Origin of the sequence: Intrasporangium calvum, assembly GCF_028446585.1 — a bacterium.
Classification (GTDB): Bacteria; Actinomycetota; Actinomycetes; order Actinomycetales; family Dermatophilaceae; genus Intrasporangium; species Intrasporangium calvum_A.
On the sequence record NZ_JAPFQL010000016.1, the window covers coordinates 26,162 to 41,146 of the forward strand.

The window sequence follows — 14,985 nt, forward strand, 5'->3', positions numbered from 1 at the left end:
CGGCTCAGCGGCATACGGGCGGAGGAGGCGACCCGCCTGGGATCAGACCCGCGTGCCGTCGTCGAAGGGGTCGCGCTCCGTGCCGCCGCGCAGGACGAGCAGGACGAAGCCGACGACGATCATGCTGATCGCGGTGACGATCCACCAGCCGCTGCCGCCGCGATCGAAGAAGAGGACGTAGAGCAGCAACAGCGTCCCGCCGCCAAGGCCCCCGACGATGGCCCAGAACATCGGGTCCTCCTCGGCCGTCGGCAGGTCCATCTCGGTCGGCGGCGTGAAGTGGTCCTCGTCCGTCTCTCCCGCCTCGAGGAGCTCGTCCACGTCGTCCCGGGTGGGCTCGGACGCGCGCCAGACGTGACCCGCGGTCGGCGCGATCGGCAGGTTGAGACCGGCGTCCTTGAAGCCCCCGGTCGACGTGCCGCCTTGTCCTTCAGGCGAGCTCGCGGTCCCTGTCGCCGGGTCTGCCGGCTCCTCCGGCGCCGGCGTCGGATCGGGGACCGATGCTGACGGCGGCGCGGCAGACTCCTGCGGATCCGGGGCTTCGGTGTCCCACCCCGCGACGATGCGCTCGAACTCCGCCTCGAGGTCCCGGTCGTTCACGACACAGATCCTCGCACGGGGTACTGGGATGGCGCGAGTGTCGTAGGCTGCTCGCGGCAGACGTGGGAGGTGGTTCGGGCTTGTTCTACTGGGTGCTGAAGACGATCGTCCTCGGGCCGATCCTCAAGCTGCTCTTCCGACCCTGGGTCGAGGGGGAGGAGCATCTGCCCGAGGAGGGCGCCGCCATCCTCGCCTCCAACCACCTGTCGTTCTCCGACTCGATCTTCCTGCCGCTCACGGTCAAGCGTCGCGTCACCTTCCTCGCCAAGAGCGACTACTTCACCGGGAGCGGCTTCAAGGGCTGGCTCACGAAGGCCTTCTTCAAGGGCGTGGGCCAGCTGCCGGTCGACCGCTCGGGCGGCAAGGCGAGCAGTGCCGCGCTCAGCTCGGGGCTGCGGGTCCTGCGGCGCGGCGAGCTGCTCGGCATCTACCCCGAAGGCACGCGGTCGCCTGACGGCCGGCTCTACCGCGGCCGCACCGGGGTCGCCCGGATGGCCCTCGAGTCCGGGGCTCCCGTGATCCCCGTGGCCATGATCGACACCGACAAGGCCCAGCCGCCCGGCAAGCTCGCCCCGCACATCACCCGGATCGGGCTGCGCATCGGCAAGCCCCTCGACTTCTCCCGCTACGAAGGGATGGAGGACGACCGCTTCGTCCTGCGCTCCATCACCGACGAGATCATGTACGAGCTGATGCTTCTGTCGGGGCAGGAGTACGTCGACATGTACGCCACCTCGATGAAGGACCGCCTCGTCGCGGCCGCTCGGGCCAAGGCGCGGGAGATCCAGGACGCGATGCCGGGTGGGTCGGCCGAGGAGGCGGGCGACGTCGCGACGCAGCCCGACCCGCCCATGCCGGCGGAAGTGCCTGCCGAGCCCGAGCGACCCGAGCCCGAGCGACCTGAGGTGGAGCGACCGGGCTCCGACGGACGGGGCGGCGTCGAGGCAGCGTCCTGATGGCGACGCCGGCCGGCGCGGCCGGCCAGGCCCTCGACCACGGACGCGCGACGGGGGACGTGCTCGCCGACGAGCACGCCCTCATGCGGGGCCTCTGGCGGGCCGTCGACATGTTCCGGGTCCTGGCGCTGGCCTACGCGACCCATGCCCTGTGGCTCCGGCGCGAGGAGGTCGCCCAGCTGACGCTGGGCGTTGCCATCCTTGCGGTGCTGGCCGTCTGGACGATCGTGCAGACGATCCGGCCCCGACGGTCCGAAGGCGCCTACCTGATCGAGCTCGCCCTCGGCTGCGGGGCGTTGCTCGCCACTCGCCTCGTCGACCACGACTGGGTCATCGCCGCCGGCGCCAAGACGATCCCGTCCATCTGGCCGGCTGCCGCCATGGTCGGCTGGGCGATCCTGCGTGGTTGGCGGGGCGGCCTCCTCGCTGCGGGTGCCGTCGCCGCGGTCTCCTTCATCGAGGTGGGCACCCCCACGGGCAACACGGTGACCAACTCCGTCTTCGGGCTGCTCCTCGGCGGGTGTCTGGGCTACTGCGTCGACCTGGCCCGCGCGAGCCATGCAGCCCTGCGAGAGGCGATGCGGCGTGACGCGGCTCGCGCCGAGCGTGAGCGCCTTGCCCGGACGGTCCACGACGGAGTGCTGCAGACGCTGGCCTTCATCCATCGCCGGGCGCAGGACCTCGGTGGTGACGCAGCCGCTCTGGGCGCGATGGCGGCGGAGCAGGAGCGGATCCTGCGGACGCTCGTCAGCCAGGCCGACCCGGAGGAGATCGACCGAGCCGTGACGGGCGACTCCGACCTGAGGTCCGTCCTCGGCCACGTCGAGCGTGACGCCGTGCACCTCATCGCCCCGGCCGACCCGGTCCTGCTGCCGCGCCGAATCGCCGACGAGGTCGCCGCAGCCGTCGACGCGGCGGTGGACAATGTCCGCAAGCACGCCGGAGCGGAGGCCGAGGCCTGGGTTCTCGTCGACGACGACGGCGACGAGGTGACCGTGACGATCCGTGACTCCGGCCGCGGCCTCGCCCCGGGACGACTCGACGAGGCCAAGGACCAGGGCCGGCTCGGGGTCTCGTCGAGCATCACCGGCCGGCTCCGAGATCTCGGCGGCAGCGCCACCGTGGGGCCGGGTCCGGTCGGTGGCACCGTCGTCGAGCTGCGGGTCCCTTCGAGGAGGAGCTGATGCAGGAGTCTGGGTCGCCTTCGAGCGCGCACGGCACGCTGCCGCCCGGCGACGCGCCAGTGCGGGTGGTCGTCGCCGACGACCATCCGATGTGGCGTGATGCGGTGGCGCGCGACCTCGCCGACGCGGGCTTCGACGTCGTGGCCACGGCGGATGACGGTCGGTCCGCCCTCAATCGCACGAGAGCCACCCGACCGGACGTGCTCGTCCTCGACCTCAACCTCCCCGCTCTCACCGGGGCCCAGGTCTGCGCCGCCCTCGCAGGTGAGCGCCCGGCCGTCCCGACCCGCATCCTCGTGCTCTCGGCGAGCGGCGACACGAAGGACGTCCTCGACGCCATCAAGGCCGGCGCCCTCGGCTACCTCGTCAAGTCCGCGGGCCGGGAGGAGTTCATTGCCGCCGTCCGTGCGACGGCCGCCGGTGAGCCGGTCTTCACTGCCGGGCTCGCCGGGCTGGTCCTCGGGGAGTTCCGCCGCGTCCGCTCCGAGGCGAGTGTCGCGGCCACCCGGCCGGTTCCGGAGCTGACGGAGCGGGAGACGGAGATCCTCAAGTACGTCGCCACCGGCCTGGGTTACAAGGAGATCGCCCAGGCGCTCGTCCTGTCCCACCGGACGGTGCAGAACCACGTCCAGAACATCTTCACCAAACTGCACCTCAACAACCGCGTCGAGCTCGCCCGGTTCGCCTACGAGCACGGGATCGAGCCACTGAACCCCGCCTGAGAGCAACTCGCTCGAGAGGGCACCGGCCCGCGCCGAGGACGCGAACCCGGCCCAGCGGCATACGGCATCTGCTGTGGTGGATCCCCGAGGTTTCGGGATGCGGACCCGTGCGGGAGCACCCCCGAGTGGCGACTACCCTGAATGGGTGACACTGACCACCGACACCGCCGCCGGCCAAGGCATCGCAGGCCCCGCAGCGGGAGCCGAGGCCCTGGCTGCGCTCAACGCGGCCGCGACCGAGCTCGAGGCAGCCCAACAGCCGACCTGGCCCGACACCGCGGCCCTCTCCGAAGTGGTCGCCACCCTCGCGTCGTATCCGCCGCTCGTCTTCGCCGGCGAGTGCGACCAGCTCACCCAGCGCATGGCCGCCGCCTCCGTCGGTGAGGCCTTCGTCCTCCAGGGCGGCGACTGCGCCGAGACCTTCGCGTCGGCCACGGCGGACAACATCCGCGACCGCATCAAGACGATCCTGCAGATGGCCGCCGTGCTCACCTACGGCGCGAGCGTCCCGGTCGTCAAGGTGGGCCGGATGGCCGGTCAGTACGCCAAGCCGCGCTCGTCCTCCGTCGAGACCCGCGAGGGCGTCACGCTCCCGGCGTTCCGGGGTGACATCGTCAACGACTTCGCGTTCCACGAGGCGGCCCGCCAGCCGGATCCTCAGCGCCTCGTCCGCGCCTACCACGCCAGCTCGGCGACCCTCAACCTCGTGCGTGCCTTCACCACGGGCGGGTTCGCCGACCTGCGCTACGTCCATGAGTGGAACCGTGGCTTCGTCGCCAACTCCGCCAACGCCCGCTACGAGAAGCTGGCCCATGACATCGACAAGGCGATGCGCTTCATGGCGGCCTGTGGCGCCGACTTCGACGCGATGCGCACCGTCGAGTTCTACGCCGCGCACGAGGCCCTGGTTCTCGACTACGAGCGGCCGCTGACCCGCATCGACTCGCGCAGCGGGCGCCTCTACGACACGTCGGGGCACTTCGTCTGGGTCGGCGAGCGGACCCGGCAGCTCGACGGCGCCCACATCGACTTCGTCTCCCGCGTCAGCAACCCGATCGGCGTCAAGCTCGGCCCCAAGGCCGACATCGACGAGGTGCTGCGGATGATCGACAAGGTCGACCCTGACCGGACACCGGGTCGCCTCACCTTCATCACGCGGATGGGTGCGGGCACGATCCGCGACGCCCTGCCCGCCCTGGTCGACAAGGTGACGGCCTCGGGCGCGACGGTGACCTGGATCTGCGACCCCATGCACGGCAACACGTTCGAGTCGTCGACGGGCTACAAGACCCGCGACTTCGAGGACATCGTCGAGGAGGTCCGCGGCTTCTTCGAGGTGCACCGCTCGCTCGGCACCGTGCCCGGCGGCATCCACGTCGAGCTCACCGGCAACGACGTCACCGAGTGCCTCGGCGGGGCGGAGAAGATCATCGACTCCGACCTCGAGAAGCGCTACGAGTCGGTGTGCGACCCGCGCCTGAACCACCAGCAGTCGCTCGAGCTCGCCTTCGTCGTCGCCGAGATGCTCGGACAGGCCTGACGTGACGGTCGCCGCGGTGCGCGCTGACCTGCTGAGCGACACCGTCACGCGTCCCGGGGTCGCGATGCGCGAGGCGATGGCCACCGCTGTCGTCGGCGACGACGTCTTCGGCGAGGACCCGACGGTCCGTGAGCTCGAGGACCGGGTGGCCGGCCTGCTCGGGCACGAGGCCGGTCTCTTCACGCCGACGGGGTCGATGGCCAACCAGCTCGGCGTGCGGCTGCACGTCAAGCCGGGGGAGGAGCTGGTCGGCGACTCGTTGGCGCACGTCCTGCGGGCCGAGCTCGGTGCCGCGGCGATCCTCTCCGGCATCTCCTCCCGGACCTGGGTCTCGCAGCGTGGGCGCTTCCGGGCTGACGATGCGGCGTCGCTGATGATCACGGGGGTCGGCCCCTACCAGGTGTGCACCGCGCTCGTGATCGTCGAGAACACCCACAACTTCGGCGGGGGCACGATCCAGCCTCTCGAGGAGATCCAGCGGGCGCGCCAGCTGACGCGCGAGCGGGGCGTGGCCATGCACCTCGACGGCGCCCGGCTCTGGAACGCCCACGTCGCGACCGGCGTGCCGCTGGACGCCTACGGCCGGGAGTTCGACACGGTGTCAGTCTGTCTGAGCAAGGGACTGGGCGCACCCGTCGGGAGCGTCCTGGTCGGCTCTCGCGAGGCCATGGCCGAGGCCCGCGTCTGGCGCAAGCGTTTCGGCGGCGGGATGCGTCAGGCCGGCATTCTCGCGGCAGCCGGACTCTGGGCCCTCGACCACCACATCGACCGCCTGTCGCTGGACCACGGGAGGGCGCGGCGCGCCGCCGAGGCGATGGCCGCCGCCGTGCCCGGCAGCGTCGACCTGTCGACCGTCGAGACCAACATCGTCATCGTCGACGTCGCGGTGGCCGGCTGGTCCGGGGCGGACTTCGTCGCGGCGGCGCTCGCTCGCGGGGTCCGGACCTACGCCGTCGGGCCGGGCGCGGTGCGGCTCGTCTGGCACCTCGAGGTCGACGACGACGCCACCGACCACGCGGTCGAGGTCCTCACGGCGTTGCTGGCCGAGGGGCCGGCGGCCTCCGTCTCCGCCTGAGACACATCCCCTCAGCGGGACGTATGCCGCTGAGCCGGCTTTCGTGGTCGCGCCGGCATCGCGGGTCGGCCGGCTCTCAGACCTCGTGGTGGAGGGTCTCGACGGGGAGCTCGCCGGGACGACGGCGCGCGAGCAGCTCGACGGCAAACATGGCAGCGAGCACGAGCCCGCCACCAAGGAGCATCCGCCCCGTGAGCGACTCGCCGCCGAGCCACACGGCGAAGAACGCCGCAAAGACCGGCTCCATGGTCATGATGATGGCGGCCCTGGTCGCCGACATGTGCGCCTGGGCCCAGGTCTGCGTCCAGAGGGCGAGGATGCTCGCGAACACGACCATGTAGAGGACCGAGGCCCACTGGCCGGGCGTCGCCGGCAGGACGATGCCACCGGGCAGGGCTCCCGCGGTGCAGAGGACCGCGATGACGACCATCTGCACGACGGACAGACCGGTGGCGATCTCATGGGAGCTGTGCCGGCCGAGGCCGACGATGTGGAGTGCGTAGAGAACTGCGGCGAGCAGGGTGATGGCCTCACCGACGCCGACCGAGAAGCCGCGCAACGACAGCAGCGCGAGGCCGGCCGTCGCCAGGGACACCGCCGCCCAGGTCGTGCCCGAGACCCGTTCGCGCAGGACCACTGCCGTGATGAGGGGGGTGAGCACGACGTAGGTGCCGGTGATGAAGCCGGAGACCGACGCGGGCGTCGTCGCGAGCCCCTGCGTCTGGAGGATCTGGGCGAGGCCGTAGAGCAGCCCGAGCACGACGCCGACGACGAGCTGCTCGCGGCGCAGGGCCCGGAGCGGCCGCCAGAAGAGCACGACCATGATCACCGCGGCGATGCTGAAGCGCACGGCGAGGAAGTCCACCGGCGGGACGTGCTCGACGAGGTCGCGGATGAGGAAGAAGGTCGACCCCCACACCGCGGTGAGGGCGACGAGCAGGAAGGTGGCGAGGCGCGACCGAGCGGCGGTGTGCACGGTCGGGTCAGACCACGGTCAGGATGATCGTGCTGCCCTTGGGGGCGGGCTGGTCGGCCGGGACGCTCTGGTCCCGGACCAGCTCGAAGAACGTGCCGAGCGGACGCCGGATCTCGATGGCGAAGCCGAGCTCCTTGAGAATCGCCTCGGCTTCCTGGACCGGCTTGCCGACGACATTGGGCACCGACACCATGACGGGTCCCTTGGAGACGACCACGGTCACCTCGTCGCCGCGGAAGAGCGTGCCCTTCGCGGGTTTCTGCGAGACGACCTGGCCGGCCGGGATGGTGTCGTGGTGGACGTCGTCGGCGCGGACCGGCTTGAGCCCGGCCTCCGTGAGCTTCGCGGCGGCCTGCTCGAAGGGCAGCTCGCGGACGTTCGGGACGGTGATCGGGCGTCGGCCGCGGGAGACGACGACCTCGACGACGGCCCCGCGCTTCACGTCGGTGCCGGCCGACGGTTTCTGCGAGATGATCACGCCCTTGGGCACCGTCTCGCTCCAGTCCTCCTTCGCCCTGCTCTTGAGGGTCAGCGGCGCGAGGACGTCGCGCAGGCCGGCGGCCTTGGACCCGACGAGCCGGGGGACCTCATAGCGCTCTGGTCCCTTCGACACGACGAGCAGGACGAGGGACTGCTTCGACACCTCGGTGCCGGCGGCGGGCTGGGCCGAGATGACCCGGCCTGACGCGACGGTCTCCGAGAACGCCTCGCTCGACTCGTAGCGCAACGCGGCCACGTCGAGCGCCGCTGCCGCGTCGTCGAGTGTCTGCGCCACGGTCACCGGCACGACCGTCGTGCCGCCGGGGCCGTCCGTGAACCACCACCACCCGCCGGCACCCGCTGCGAGCAACAGGGCTGCGACGAGCCAGGGCCAGCGGCGTCGGCGGGTGCGGGAGGACCGTCCGGACCTCGACGGACGCGAGTCGATCGCCTCGTGGGCGGTCAACGGCAGCGCCGCTGTGGTCTCACGCACCGGCGCGGACCGTTGGGCGGGCAGCTGAGCAGGCAGCTGGGCGGTCGCCGGGCGGGTCGCGTCGCCGAGCGGCGCGGCGAAGGTGAGCGGTGCCGTCACCGGTCGCCGGTCGAGCTCGCCCTCGGTGAGGTTGCGGCGCAGGATGCGCATGGCGGCCAGGAACTCGGCGGCGGAGGGGAAGCGGTCCTCCGGGTCGAGCGCCGTCGCCTGGGCGACCAGCTGGTCGAGGTCGGCGGAGACGGCGGAGACGATCGACGAGGGTCGCGGGACGCCGCCGTGGACGTGGCGGTAGGCGATCTGGATGGGCGAGTCGCCCGTGACGGCCTTGCGCCCGGTGAGCATCTCGAAGAGGAGCAGGCCTGCCGCGTACACATCACTGCGGGCGTCGGCTCCGCCGCCCTCGACCTGCTCGGGGGACAGGTAGGACACCGTCCCGAGCAGGACACCGGTCTGGTTGGCGGTCGCCTCGTTGGCGACGGCGCGGGCCAGCCCGAAGTCGGCGACCTTGACCTCACCGTCGTGCCGGACGATGACGTTCTCGGGCTTGACGTCACGGTGGACGAGCCCGGCGGTGTGGGCGGCACGGAGGGCCGCGAGCACCGGCTCGAGGATGGCGAGCGCCTCACGGGCGGTGAGCGGGGCCTCCTCGTGGATGACGTCGCGCAGCGTCTTGCCGTGGACGAGCTCCATCGCCAGGAACACGTCGCCGTCGTCCTCACCCTGGTCGTAGACGGCGACGACGTTCGGGTGGCTGAGGCGAGCGGCGGCTCGGGCCTCGCTCCGGAACCGCTCGACGAAGACCGCGTCGCGCGCGAGCCCGGGACGCATGATCTTGAGGGCGACCTCGCGGTCCAGGCGGGCGTCCATCGCGACGTAGACGGAGGCCATGCCTCCGTCTGCGAGATGGGAGAGGATGCGGTAGCGCCCGTCGATCACTTTGCCGACGAGTGCATCCGCCACGCTGGACGTCACGCAGGGCAGTTTACGGTGCCCCGTGGCCGAACCCGTGGAGGCGGGTTGGCTGCGGGTCTGTCGGAGATCACATTCGCCGCATGTGGGCCTTGACTGCGGCGACGTACTGCTTGGTGTCGGCGAACATCCCACGGGTGCGGACGGAGTGCAGGCCCTGGTAGTAGCCGCCGATGGCTTCCTCCAGGGAGTCGGAGCTGACCCGCAGGGCCCGGATGATGACGACACCGGCCGTGATGTTGTCCTGGGTGTCGAGCAGGTCGAGTCGGCGACCTGCCAGGGCGGAGGCCCAGTCGCCCGACGAGGGGATGACCTGCATGGTGCCGATGGCGTTGGCGACCGACACTGCCCGCTGGTTCCAGCCCGACTCCTGCCACGCGATGGCGAGGGCGATGCGAGGGTCGACCCCATGACGGATCGCCGTGCGACGGATCATCGAGGCGGTGTCGCTCCGGCTCGGGACGGCTGCCCTGGCAAGTGCGTCCCGGTTCTTCTTGGCGGCCGCGACCGTCGCATCCGAGTAGGTGTAGCCGGCGAAGGTGTTCTCGCTCGTCGGGACCGGCTTGCCTGCCGACTTCGGGACGACTGGGGCCGGTTTGCCGGGAAGCGCGATGCGCTGACCGGGGTGGATCAGGCGTGGATTCGCCAGCCGGTTGGCCGAGAGGAGCTTCGTCAGGGAGATGCGGTGTGCCGCAGCGATGCTGCTCATCGTGTCGCCGGGGCGGACGACGTAGCGGCGGGCGGTGCTGCGACCTGCGGCGGCGGACGTGGCCGGCTGGGTGGAGCCGGTCCGTGCCCGGGTGGTCGCGGCCCCGGACCCGGGCACGAGGAGGCGCTGGCCCGGGTGGATCACGGAACCTCCGGCTGCGAGCCGGTTCTTGGAGACGAGGGCGCCCGGGGTGGTGCGGTGCGCCAGCGCGAGGTCCCAGATGGTGTCGCCCGGCCGGACGATGATGGTCCGCCAGGTGCGAGCCGCCTGCTCGGCAAAGAGGGCGTGGGCAGGGGGTGCGAGCTGTGCGACGTCGGCGGTGAGCATGGAGTCCTTTCCTTGCCCCGAATGGTGGAGGGCGGCCGGAAGGGGAGGCCGGGGAGCGATGTCGGAGGTGCAGAGCGAGAGCGCCCAGAGATCTCTGGGTCGCATGTTTCTGGTGTGACAGGAGTGACGCTACCCGAAGAATTGACGGTTAAAGCAAAAACACATTCGTGTAATTCGAGCAGCTCCCCGCGGGGTGGCAGACTCGACCCGTGACTGAGCAGCATGCAGCTTCGCCCGAGCCGAGCCCCGAGGAGCACGAGGAGACCGACGGCCGAGCCGTGCTCGAGTCGCTGGTGGGGGAGTGGTTCACCGTCCCCGAGGCGGCCGAGCGTCTGGGCGTAGCGCTGTCGCGTATCCGGCAGATGATCGCGGACCGCGAGGTGCTGGCCTCGCGCGTGGGCGAGCGGCGAGTGGTCGCGGTTCCGGCGAAGTTCTTCACCGAGGACGGTCCGCGTTCCGAGCTCAAGGGCACGTTCACCGTCCTCGCCGACAGCGGCCTGACCGACGACGAGATCATCGACTGGCTCTTCACCCCCGACCCCACGTTGCCGGTTCCCGGGGCTCCCATCGACTCCCTGCGGGCGGGACACAAGACCGAGGTCAGGCGCCGGGCCCAGGAGCTCGCCTTCTGACAGCGACGCGAGCGCCGCGGTCCTGAGCAGGCTCAGGCGTGGCGTGTCGTCGAGGCGTCCACGAGCTCGTCGAGCACCGTGAGGGCGGCCAGATCCAGGGGCCCGCCGTGCGGGCTCGACGCCCTGGCGCGGCCCACGGCCTCGTGCGCCTCGGCAGCGCGCTGCCGAATCATCTCCTCGACCTGCTCGACGGCTCCAGAGTCGGCGAAGATGCCCCGGAGCCGGAAGACCCCGGACTCGTCGAGATCCTCACGGCCGAGCAGGGCCTCGATCACGGCGCGATCCTGGTCCCCCGCGAGCTCGAGGGCGAGTGCGACCAGCACCGTGCGCTTGCCCTCGCGCAGGTCGTCACCGGCAGGCTTCCCGGTCGCCTCCGGGTCCCCGTAGACACCCAGCAGGTCGTCGCGCAGCTGGAACGCCTCCCCGAGCGCGAGGCCGTAGGCGGACAGGTCGGCCAGGGCTTCCTCGGCGGCGCCTCCCACCCGCGCCCCGATGAGCAGCGGGTGCTCGATCGTGTACTTGGCGCTCTTGTAGCGAATCACGTTGCGGGCTGAGGCGATCCGCGCGTCGAGGTCGAGCCCCTCCCAGCCGCGCGCAGACTCGAGCAGGTCGAGGAACTGTCCTCCCATGAGCTGGGTCCGCATCAGGTCGAAGGTGCCTCGTCCGCGGGCCAGCTCACTGGCCGGCAACCCGCACGTCGAGTACATCTCGTCGCACCAGGTGAGGCACAGGTCCCCGGCGAGGATCGCGGCACCCTCGCCGAACCGGCTGCCGTCCCCGGACCAGCCGCGCGAGCGGTGGAGGTCGGCGACCGCGCGGTGCGCGGACGGCATCCCGCGACGGGTGTCGCTCCGGTCCATCACGTCGTCATGCAGCAGGGCGGCCGCCTGGAAGAACTCCATGCTGGCGGAGAGCCGGACGAGGGCCTCGGAGTCGGGGCCACCGGCGGCGCGGTAGCCCCAGTAGAGGAAGCTCGCCCGCAGCCCCTTGCCCCCGGTCAGCAGGCGGGAGACCGAGTCCACGAGGGGGGTGATGTCGTCACCGATCTCGGCCAGGGCGGTGCCCGCCTGCCCGATGTGCGCGTCTAGCGCCTGCTGCACCCGGCGGCGCAGGGCGTCGCGGTCGGTGGGGCTGGTCACGCACGTCCTCCATCGTTCGGCGCGCGGACTGCCCCGCACGTCGCCGTCAGCCTACGCGGCCGCCCGCCCGATCCGTGGCACGGGTCAGCCTCAGGTGGCCCTCCCCATCTATGGTGGCGGGATGGCACACGGCACGGCTTCCTCCATGACCCGCGCAGAGCGCTTCACGCGGTCCATCGTCGCGATGGTCAAGGCGCCGACGCCCACCTTCAGCTTCGAGTTCTTCCCGCCGAAGGACGATGCCGCGGCCGAGCAGCTGTGGGGGGCCATTCGCAGCCTGGAGAAGGTGTCACCCGGCTTCGTCTCGATCACCTACGGGGCGGGCGGCAGCACGCGGGACCGCACCGTGCGGCTCACCGAGCGCGTGCTGGAGGAGACGTCCCTCACACCGATGGCACACCTCACCTGTGTCGGCCACTCGGTGGCTGAGCTGCGCCAGGTGGTGGGCCACTACGCCGCTGCCGGCGTCCGCAACATCCTCGCCCTGCGCGGCGACCCGCAGGGCGGGCTGGGCCGGCCCTGGGTGGCCCACCCGGAGGGCCTCGACCACGCCGAGGAGCTGGTCGGCCTCATCAAGGGCCTGGGCGACTTCACCGTCGGCGTCGCGGCCTTCCCGGACGGGCACCCCGAGTCGCGGAGCCTGGAGGACGACGTCGAGACGCTGCTGCGCAAGGAGCGCGAGGGGGCCGAGTTCGCGATCACCCAGATGGTCTTCGACGTCGACAACTACCTGAGGCTGCGCGATGCGCTGGCACGTCGCGGTTCGGACCTGCCGGTGATCCCTGGCCTCATGCCCATCACCAATGCCCGCCAGGTGGTGCGAATGGCAGAGCTCGCCGGCCAGCCGATGCCCACGGCGGTCACCAGCCGTCTCGAGCGCCACGGAGACGACGCCGAGGCGGTGCGCCAGGAGGGTCTCGCGATCGCGACCGAGGCGGCCCGGCGGATGCTCGACGAGGGCGCGCCCGGCATCCACTTCATCACCATGAACCGGTCGTCGGCGACGCTGGAGGTCTTCGACAACCTCTGAGCCACAACGGGTCCGCGCGTGCGCGCGGGCTGGCCCAGCGGCATACGAAAGGCCGATCCGCGAGCGGACGGCACCCCTGCAACCCTCCGTTCGCGGACCGGCCCCGCGGTGTCACTCTGCCGGGGCAGAGGCGGCGCGGCCTGAGCACGCGTACTCAGTTTCCTCCGTACAGGCAGTATGCCGCCGGGCGGGCTCCGATGGGGCCGGAGGGGGCGGAGGGCGGCTGGGTTCCCGCCGCCTCAGCGCACGGTGACGGACCGCCCCCGGGTGACCCGGACGAGCTCGTCGTGCGTGGTGGGGAAGACGGTGTGCGGGTGCCCGGCCGCAGCCCAGACGACCTCGTGCTCGGCGAGGGCGGCGTCCACCAGAGTGGTCACGTGGCCCGTGTGGGCCACGGGGGCCACGCCGCCGATGGCGAACCCGGTGCTCCTGCGCACGAAGGCTGCATCGGCCTTGTCGATGCTCGCGTAGCCGGTCGCCGCGGCCAGGTGCTCCGGGTCGACGCGGTGTCCACCGGAGGTGAGGACGAGCAAGGGCGTCTCGGTGCCGTCGGGCAGGGTCGCGACGAAGACGAGGGAGTTGGCGATCGCGGCGACGGACGTGCCCAGGGCCGCAGCGGCCTGCGCCGCGGTGCGGGCCGCGTCGTCGAGGACGACGATCTCGGCACTGACCCCCGCCTCCGTGAGGGCTCGTCGCACCCGGGCCACGGCCGGATGCGCCAGCAGGGGCGGGCTGGTCGCGACATCGGGAGTGGGGTCGGCCATGGGCTCACCGTAGCTTCCGGCGGCAGCCCAGGTCGGTTGCAGCTGTCAGTGGCGAGAGTTAGGCTGGCGGTATCGAACAAGTGTTCGACTCAAGGAGTGGTGGGTAGGTGGGAACCACTCCGCTCAAGTCCAAGTCAAGGTTCAAGTCGTCGGCAGGGTGTTCGGGCGTCCGCAGTGGAGCAGCGGTCGCCTGGGTCGTGTTCTCCCGCCTCGACGTGTGTCCCGAAAGGAGACGTGTCGTGGTGCGCAGGTTCAGTGATCCGGTCGAGGTTCGTGTCGGGGTGCCCGAGCAGCCCGAGGCGTTCATCTGGCGCGGGCGCCTCTACGTGGTGCGTCAGGTCCTCTCGCAGTGGCGGGAGCGGCGGGCGTGGTGGCGGGACGCGCTCGATGCCGAGGAGGCGACGGTGCGACCCGGTGCCGCCATTGCGGTGGCGGCGAGGGAGCAGCGGGTGTGGCGCGTCGAGGCGAGTCCGGGATGGTCCTTCGCGCCCGGGGTCTACGACCTTGCCCATGACGAGTCGGCCCCCCGTGACCGATGGTCCCTCATTCGCGTCGCTGACTGACAAGGAGCTCTGCGATGACTCTCGCGCCGAAGGGTGTGGCCGCTGTGGCTTCACCTTCAACTTCACCTTCAAGGATGATCGCCTCATCCTCACGCTCCGCCGCACGGTCAGCTGGAGCAGGCCGGGGAGGCCAGGAGCGGTCCGTCCCACCCGGCACGGTGCCCTTTCCCCGGCCGCCCGTCCCCCCGGCGGTGTTCGAGCTGCTCGCCCGAGCCAGGGGCACGCTGGAGGATGCCTGCCGCACGGCCGATGCCTCCGAGCGCTACCGCGACGCCCATCTGGGGGCGCTTCGCGCAGCCGCTGCCCTCGTGGCGGCCCGCACCACCCCGTCTCCACGGTCCCGGCCGCGCAGCGTCTGGCAGGTCCTCCCCGGGGTCGCTCCGGAGCTGAGCGAGTGGGCCGCCTTCTTCGCTGCGTGCTCCGCCCAGCGCTCGGTCATCGACCGGGGTGGCCGGATCCCCGCGCGGGAGGCCGACGACCTGCTTCGGCAGGCAGAGATGTTCCTCGAGATCGTCCAGAGCAGCCTCGGCGTGCCGATGACCGCGCCACTGCCCGAGCTCACCACGCCGCTCCGTGGGACCCGCCTCCTTCGATGAGCGACAGCTTCGTCCACCTGCACGTCGCATCGGCCTACTCGATGCGATACGGCACCGCCAAGCCGGAGCAGCTCGTCGAGCGGGCGGTGGCCTTCGGGCAGCCGGCGCTCGCCCTGACCGATCGGGACGGGCTCTACGGCGCGGTGAAGTTCGTCCGGGCCTGCATGGAGCGGGACCTCGACCCCATCCTCGGCGTTGACCTCGCCCTGGGCGCGGACCCGATCGAGCCG

General features: G+C 71.5%; 16 protein-coding genes. 10 read left to right on the forward strand and 6 right to left on the reverse strand.

Features of this window, described 5'->3' with window-relative positions; translation table 11 throughout:
- Positions 1-42: 42 nt before the first annotated feature.
- Positions 43-600, reverse strand: a complete 558-nt coding sequence (locus OO014_RS05625) for a hypothetical protein (protein ID WP_272461303.1) — start codon at positions 598-600, stop codon at positions 43-45.
- An 80-nt stretch (positions 601-680) separates the two neighbouring features.
- On the opposite strand from OO014_RS05625, the gene OO014_RS05630 reads away from it, so the two are divergent.
- From OO014_RS05630 to OO014_RS05650, 5 genes are all read left to right on the forward strand, one after another.
- Complete coding sequence (locus OO014_RS05630; protein ID WP_272461304.1) at positions 681-1,556, forward strand: lysophospholipid acyltransferase family protein; 876 nt, start codon at positions 681-683, stop codon at positions 1,554-1,556.
- A complete protein-coding gene (gene macS / locus OO014_RS05635) occupies positions 1,556-2,740 on the forward strand; it encodes a MacS family sensor histidine kinase (protein ID WP_272461305.1) in 1,185 nt (394 codons plus the stop codon). Before OO014_RS05630 ends, macS begins: the two co-directional genes overlap by 1 nt.
- On the forward strand, positions 2,740-3,462 hold the full coding sequence (locus OO014_RS05640) for a response regulator (RefSeq protein WP_272461306.1): 723 nt from the start codon (positions 2,740-2,742) through the stop codon (positions 3,460-3,462). Before macS ends, OO014_RS05640 begins: the two co-directional genes overlap by 1 nt.
- Positions 3,463-3,559: 97 nt before the next feature.
- Complete coding sequence (locus tag OO014_RS05645; RefSeq protein WP_272461307.1) at positions 3,560-5,002, forward strand: class II 3-deoxy-7-phosphoheptulonate synthase; 1,443 nt, start codon at positions 3,560-3,562, stop codon at positions 5,000-5,002.
- A gap of 16 nt (positions 5,003-5,018) precedes the next feature.
- Complete coding sequence (locus tag OO014_RS05650; protein ID WP_272461308.1) at positions 5,019-6,077, forward strand: threonine aldolase family protein; 1,059 nt, start codon at positions 5,019-5,021, stop codon at positions 6,075-6,077.
- A gap of 76 nt (positions 6,078-6,153) precedes the next feature.
- On the opposite strand, the gene OO014_RS05655 is transcribed toward OO014_RS05650, so the two are convergent.
- From OO014_RS05655 to OO014_RS05665, 3 genes are all read right to left on the reverse strand, one after another.
- Positions 6,154-7,053 carry a DMT family transporter gene (locus OO014_RS05655; protein ID WP_272461309.1) on the reverse strand — a complete coding sequence of 300 codons (900 nt, stop codon included), beginning with the start codon at positions 7,051-7,053 and terminating at the stop codon, positions 6,154-6,156.
- Between the two features lie 7 nt (positions 7,054-7,060).
- Positions 7,061-8,998: a Stk1 family PASTA domain-containing Ser/Thr kinase gene (gene pknB, locus OO014_RS05660; RefSeq protein WP_272461310.1), complete on the reverse strand. Its 1,938-nt coding sequence runs from the start codon at positions 8,996-8,998 to the stop codon at positions 7,061-7,063.
- Between the two features lie 67 nt (positions 8,999-9,065).
- Positions 9,066-10,031, reverse strand: a complete 966-nt coding sequence (locus OO014_RS05665) for a lytic transglycosylase (RefSeq protein WP_272461311.1) — start codon at positions 10,029-10,031, stop codon at positions 9,066-9,068.
- Positions 10,032-10,240: 209 nt separating this feature from the next.
- Here OO014_RS05665 and OO014_RS05670 point away from each other — a divergent pair, with 209 nt between their 5' ends.
- Complete coding sequence (locus OO014_RS05670; RefSeq protein ID WP_420485479.1) at positions 10,241-10,663, forward strand: Rv2175c family DNA-binding protein; 423 nt, start codon at positions 10,241-10,243, stop codon at positions 10,661-10,663.
- Between the two features lie 32 nt (positions 10,664-10,695).
- On the opposite strand, the gene OO014_RS05675 is transcribed toward OO014_RS05670, so the two are convergent.
- On the reverse strand, positions 10,696-11,802 hold the full coding sequence (locus tag OO014_RS05675; protein WP_272461312.1) for a polyprenyl synthetase family protein: 1,107 nt from the start codon (positions 11,800-11,802) through the stop codon (positions 10,696-10,698).
- 121 nt (positions 11,803-11,923) lie between these two features.
- Here OO014_RS05675 and metF point away from each other — a divergent pair, with 121 nt between their 5' ends.
- A complete protein-coding gene (gene metF, locus OO014_RS05680; protein WP_420485480.1) occupies positions 11,924-12,832 on the forward strand; it encodes a methylenetetrahydrofolate reductase [NAD(P)H] in 909 nt (302 codons plus the stop codon).
- A gap of 239 nt (positions 12,833-13,071) precedes the next feature.
- Here the strand turns inward: metF and OO014_RS05685 are convergent, their stop codons facing one another.
- Entirely contained in the window at positions 13,072-13,596 is a 525-nt protein-coding gene (locus OO014_RS05685) for a YbaK/EbsC family protein (protein WP_272461314.1), read from the reverse strand.
- A gap of 239 nt (positions 13,597-13,835) precedes the next feature.
- On the opposite strand from OO014_RS05685, the gene OO014_RS05690 reads away from it, so the two are divergent.
- The 3 genes from OO014_RS05690 to OO014_RS05700 form a co-directional block, all read left to right on the forward strand.
- Entirely contained in the window at positions 13,836-14,159 is a 324-nt protein-coding gene (locus OO014_RS05690; protein ID WP_272461315.1) for a DUF6504 family protein, read from the forward strand.
- A gap of 191 nt (positions 14,160-14,350) precedes the next feature.
- Positions 14,351-14,755 (forward strand): SAV_6107 family HEPN domain-containing protein, encoded by a 405-nt coding sequence (locus OO014_RS05695; protein WP_272461316.1) that lies wholly within the window; start codon positions 14,351-14,353, stop codon positions 14,753-14,755.
- The coding region (locus OO014_RS05700; RefSeq protein ID WP_272461317.1) for a PHP domain-containing protein at positions 14,752-14,985 on the forward strand (234 nt) is incomplete at its 3' end. The genes OO014_RS05695 and OO014_RS05700, both read left to right, overlap by 4 nt.

Bases quoted from the DNA above. Each gene is read 5' to 3' on its own strand.
- macS (WP_272461305.1), top strand. From the start codon at position 1,556: ATGGCGACGCCGGCCGGCGCGGCCGGCCAGGCCCTCGACCACGGACGC.
- OO014_RS05640 (WP_272461306.1), top strand. From the start codon at position 2,740: ATGCAGGAGTCTGGGTCGCCTTCGAGCGCGCACGGCACGCTGCCGCCC.
- OO014_RS05645 (WP_272461307.1), top strand. From the start codon at position 3,560: ATGCGGACCCGTGCGGGAGCACCCCCGAGTGGCGACTACCCTGAATGG.
- OO014_RS05665 (WP_272461311.1), bottom strand. From the start codon at position 10,031: ATGCTCACCGCCGACGTCGCACAGCTCGCACCCCCTGCCCACGCCCTC.
- metF (WP_420485480.1), top strand. From the start codon at position 11,924: ATGGCACACGGCACGGCTTCCTCCATGACCCGCGCAGAGCGCTTCACG.
- OO014_RS05685 (WP_272461314.1), bottom strand. From the start codon at position 13,596: ATGGCCGACCCCACTCCCGATGTCGCGACCAGCCCGCCCCTGCTGGCG.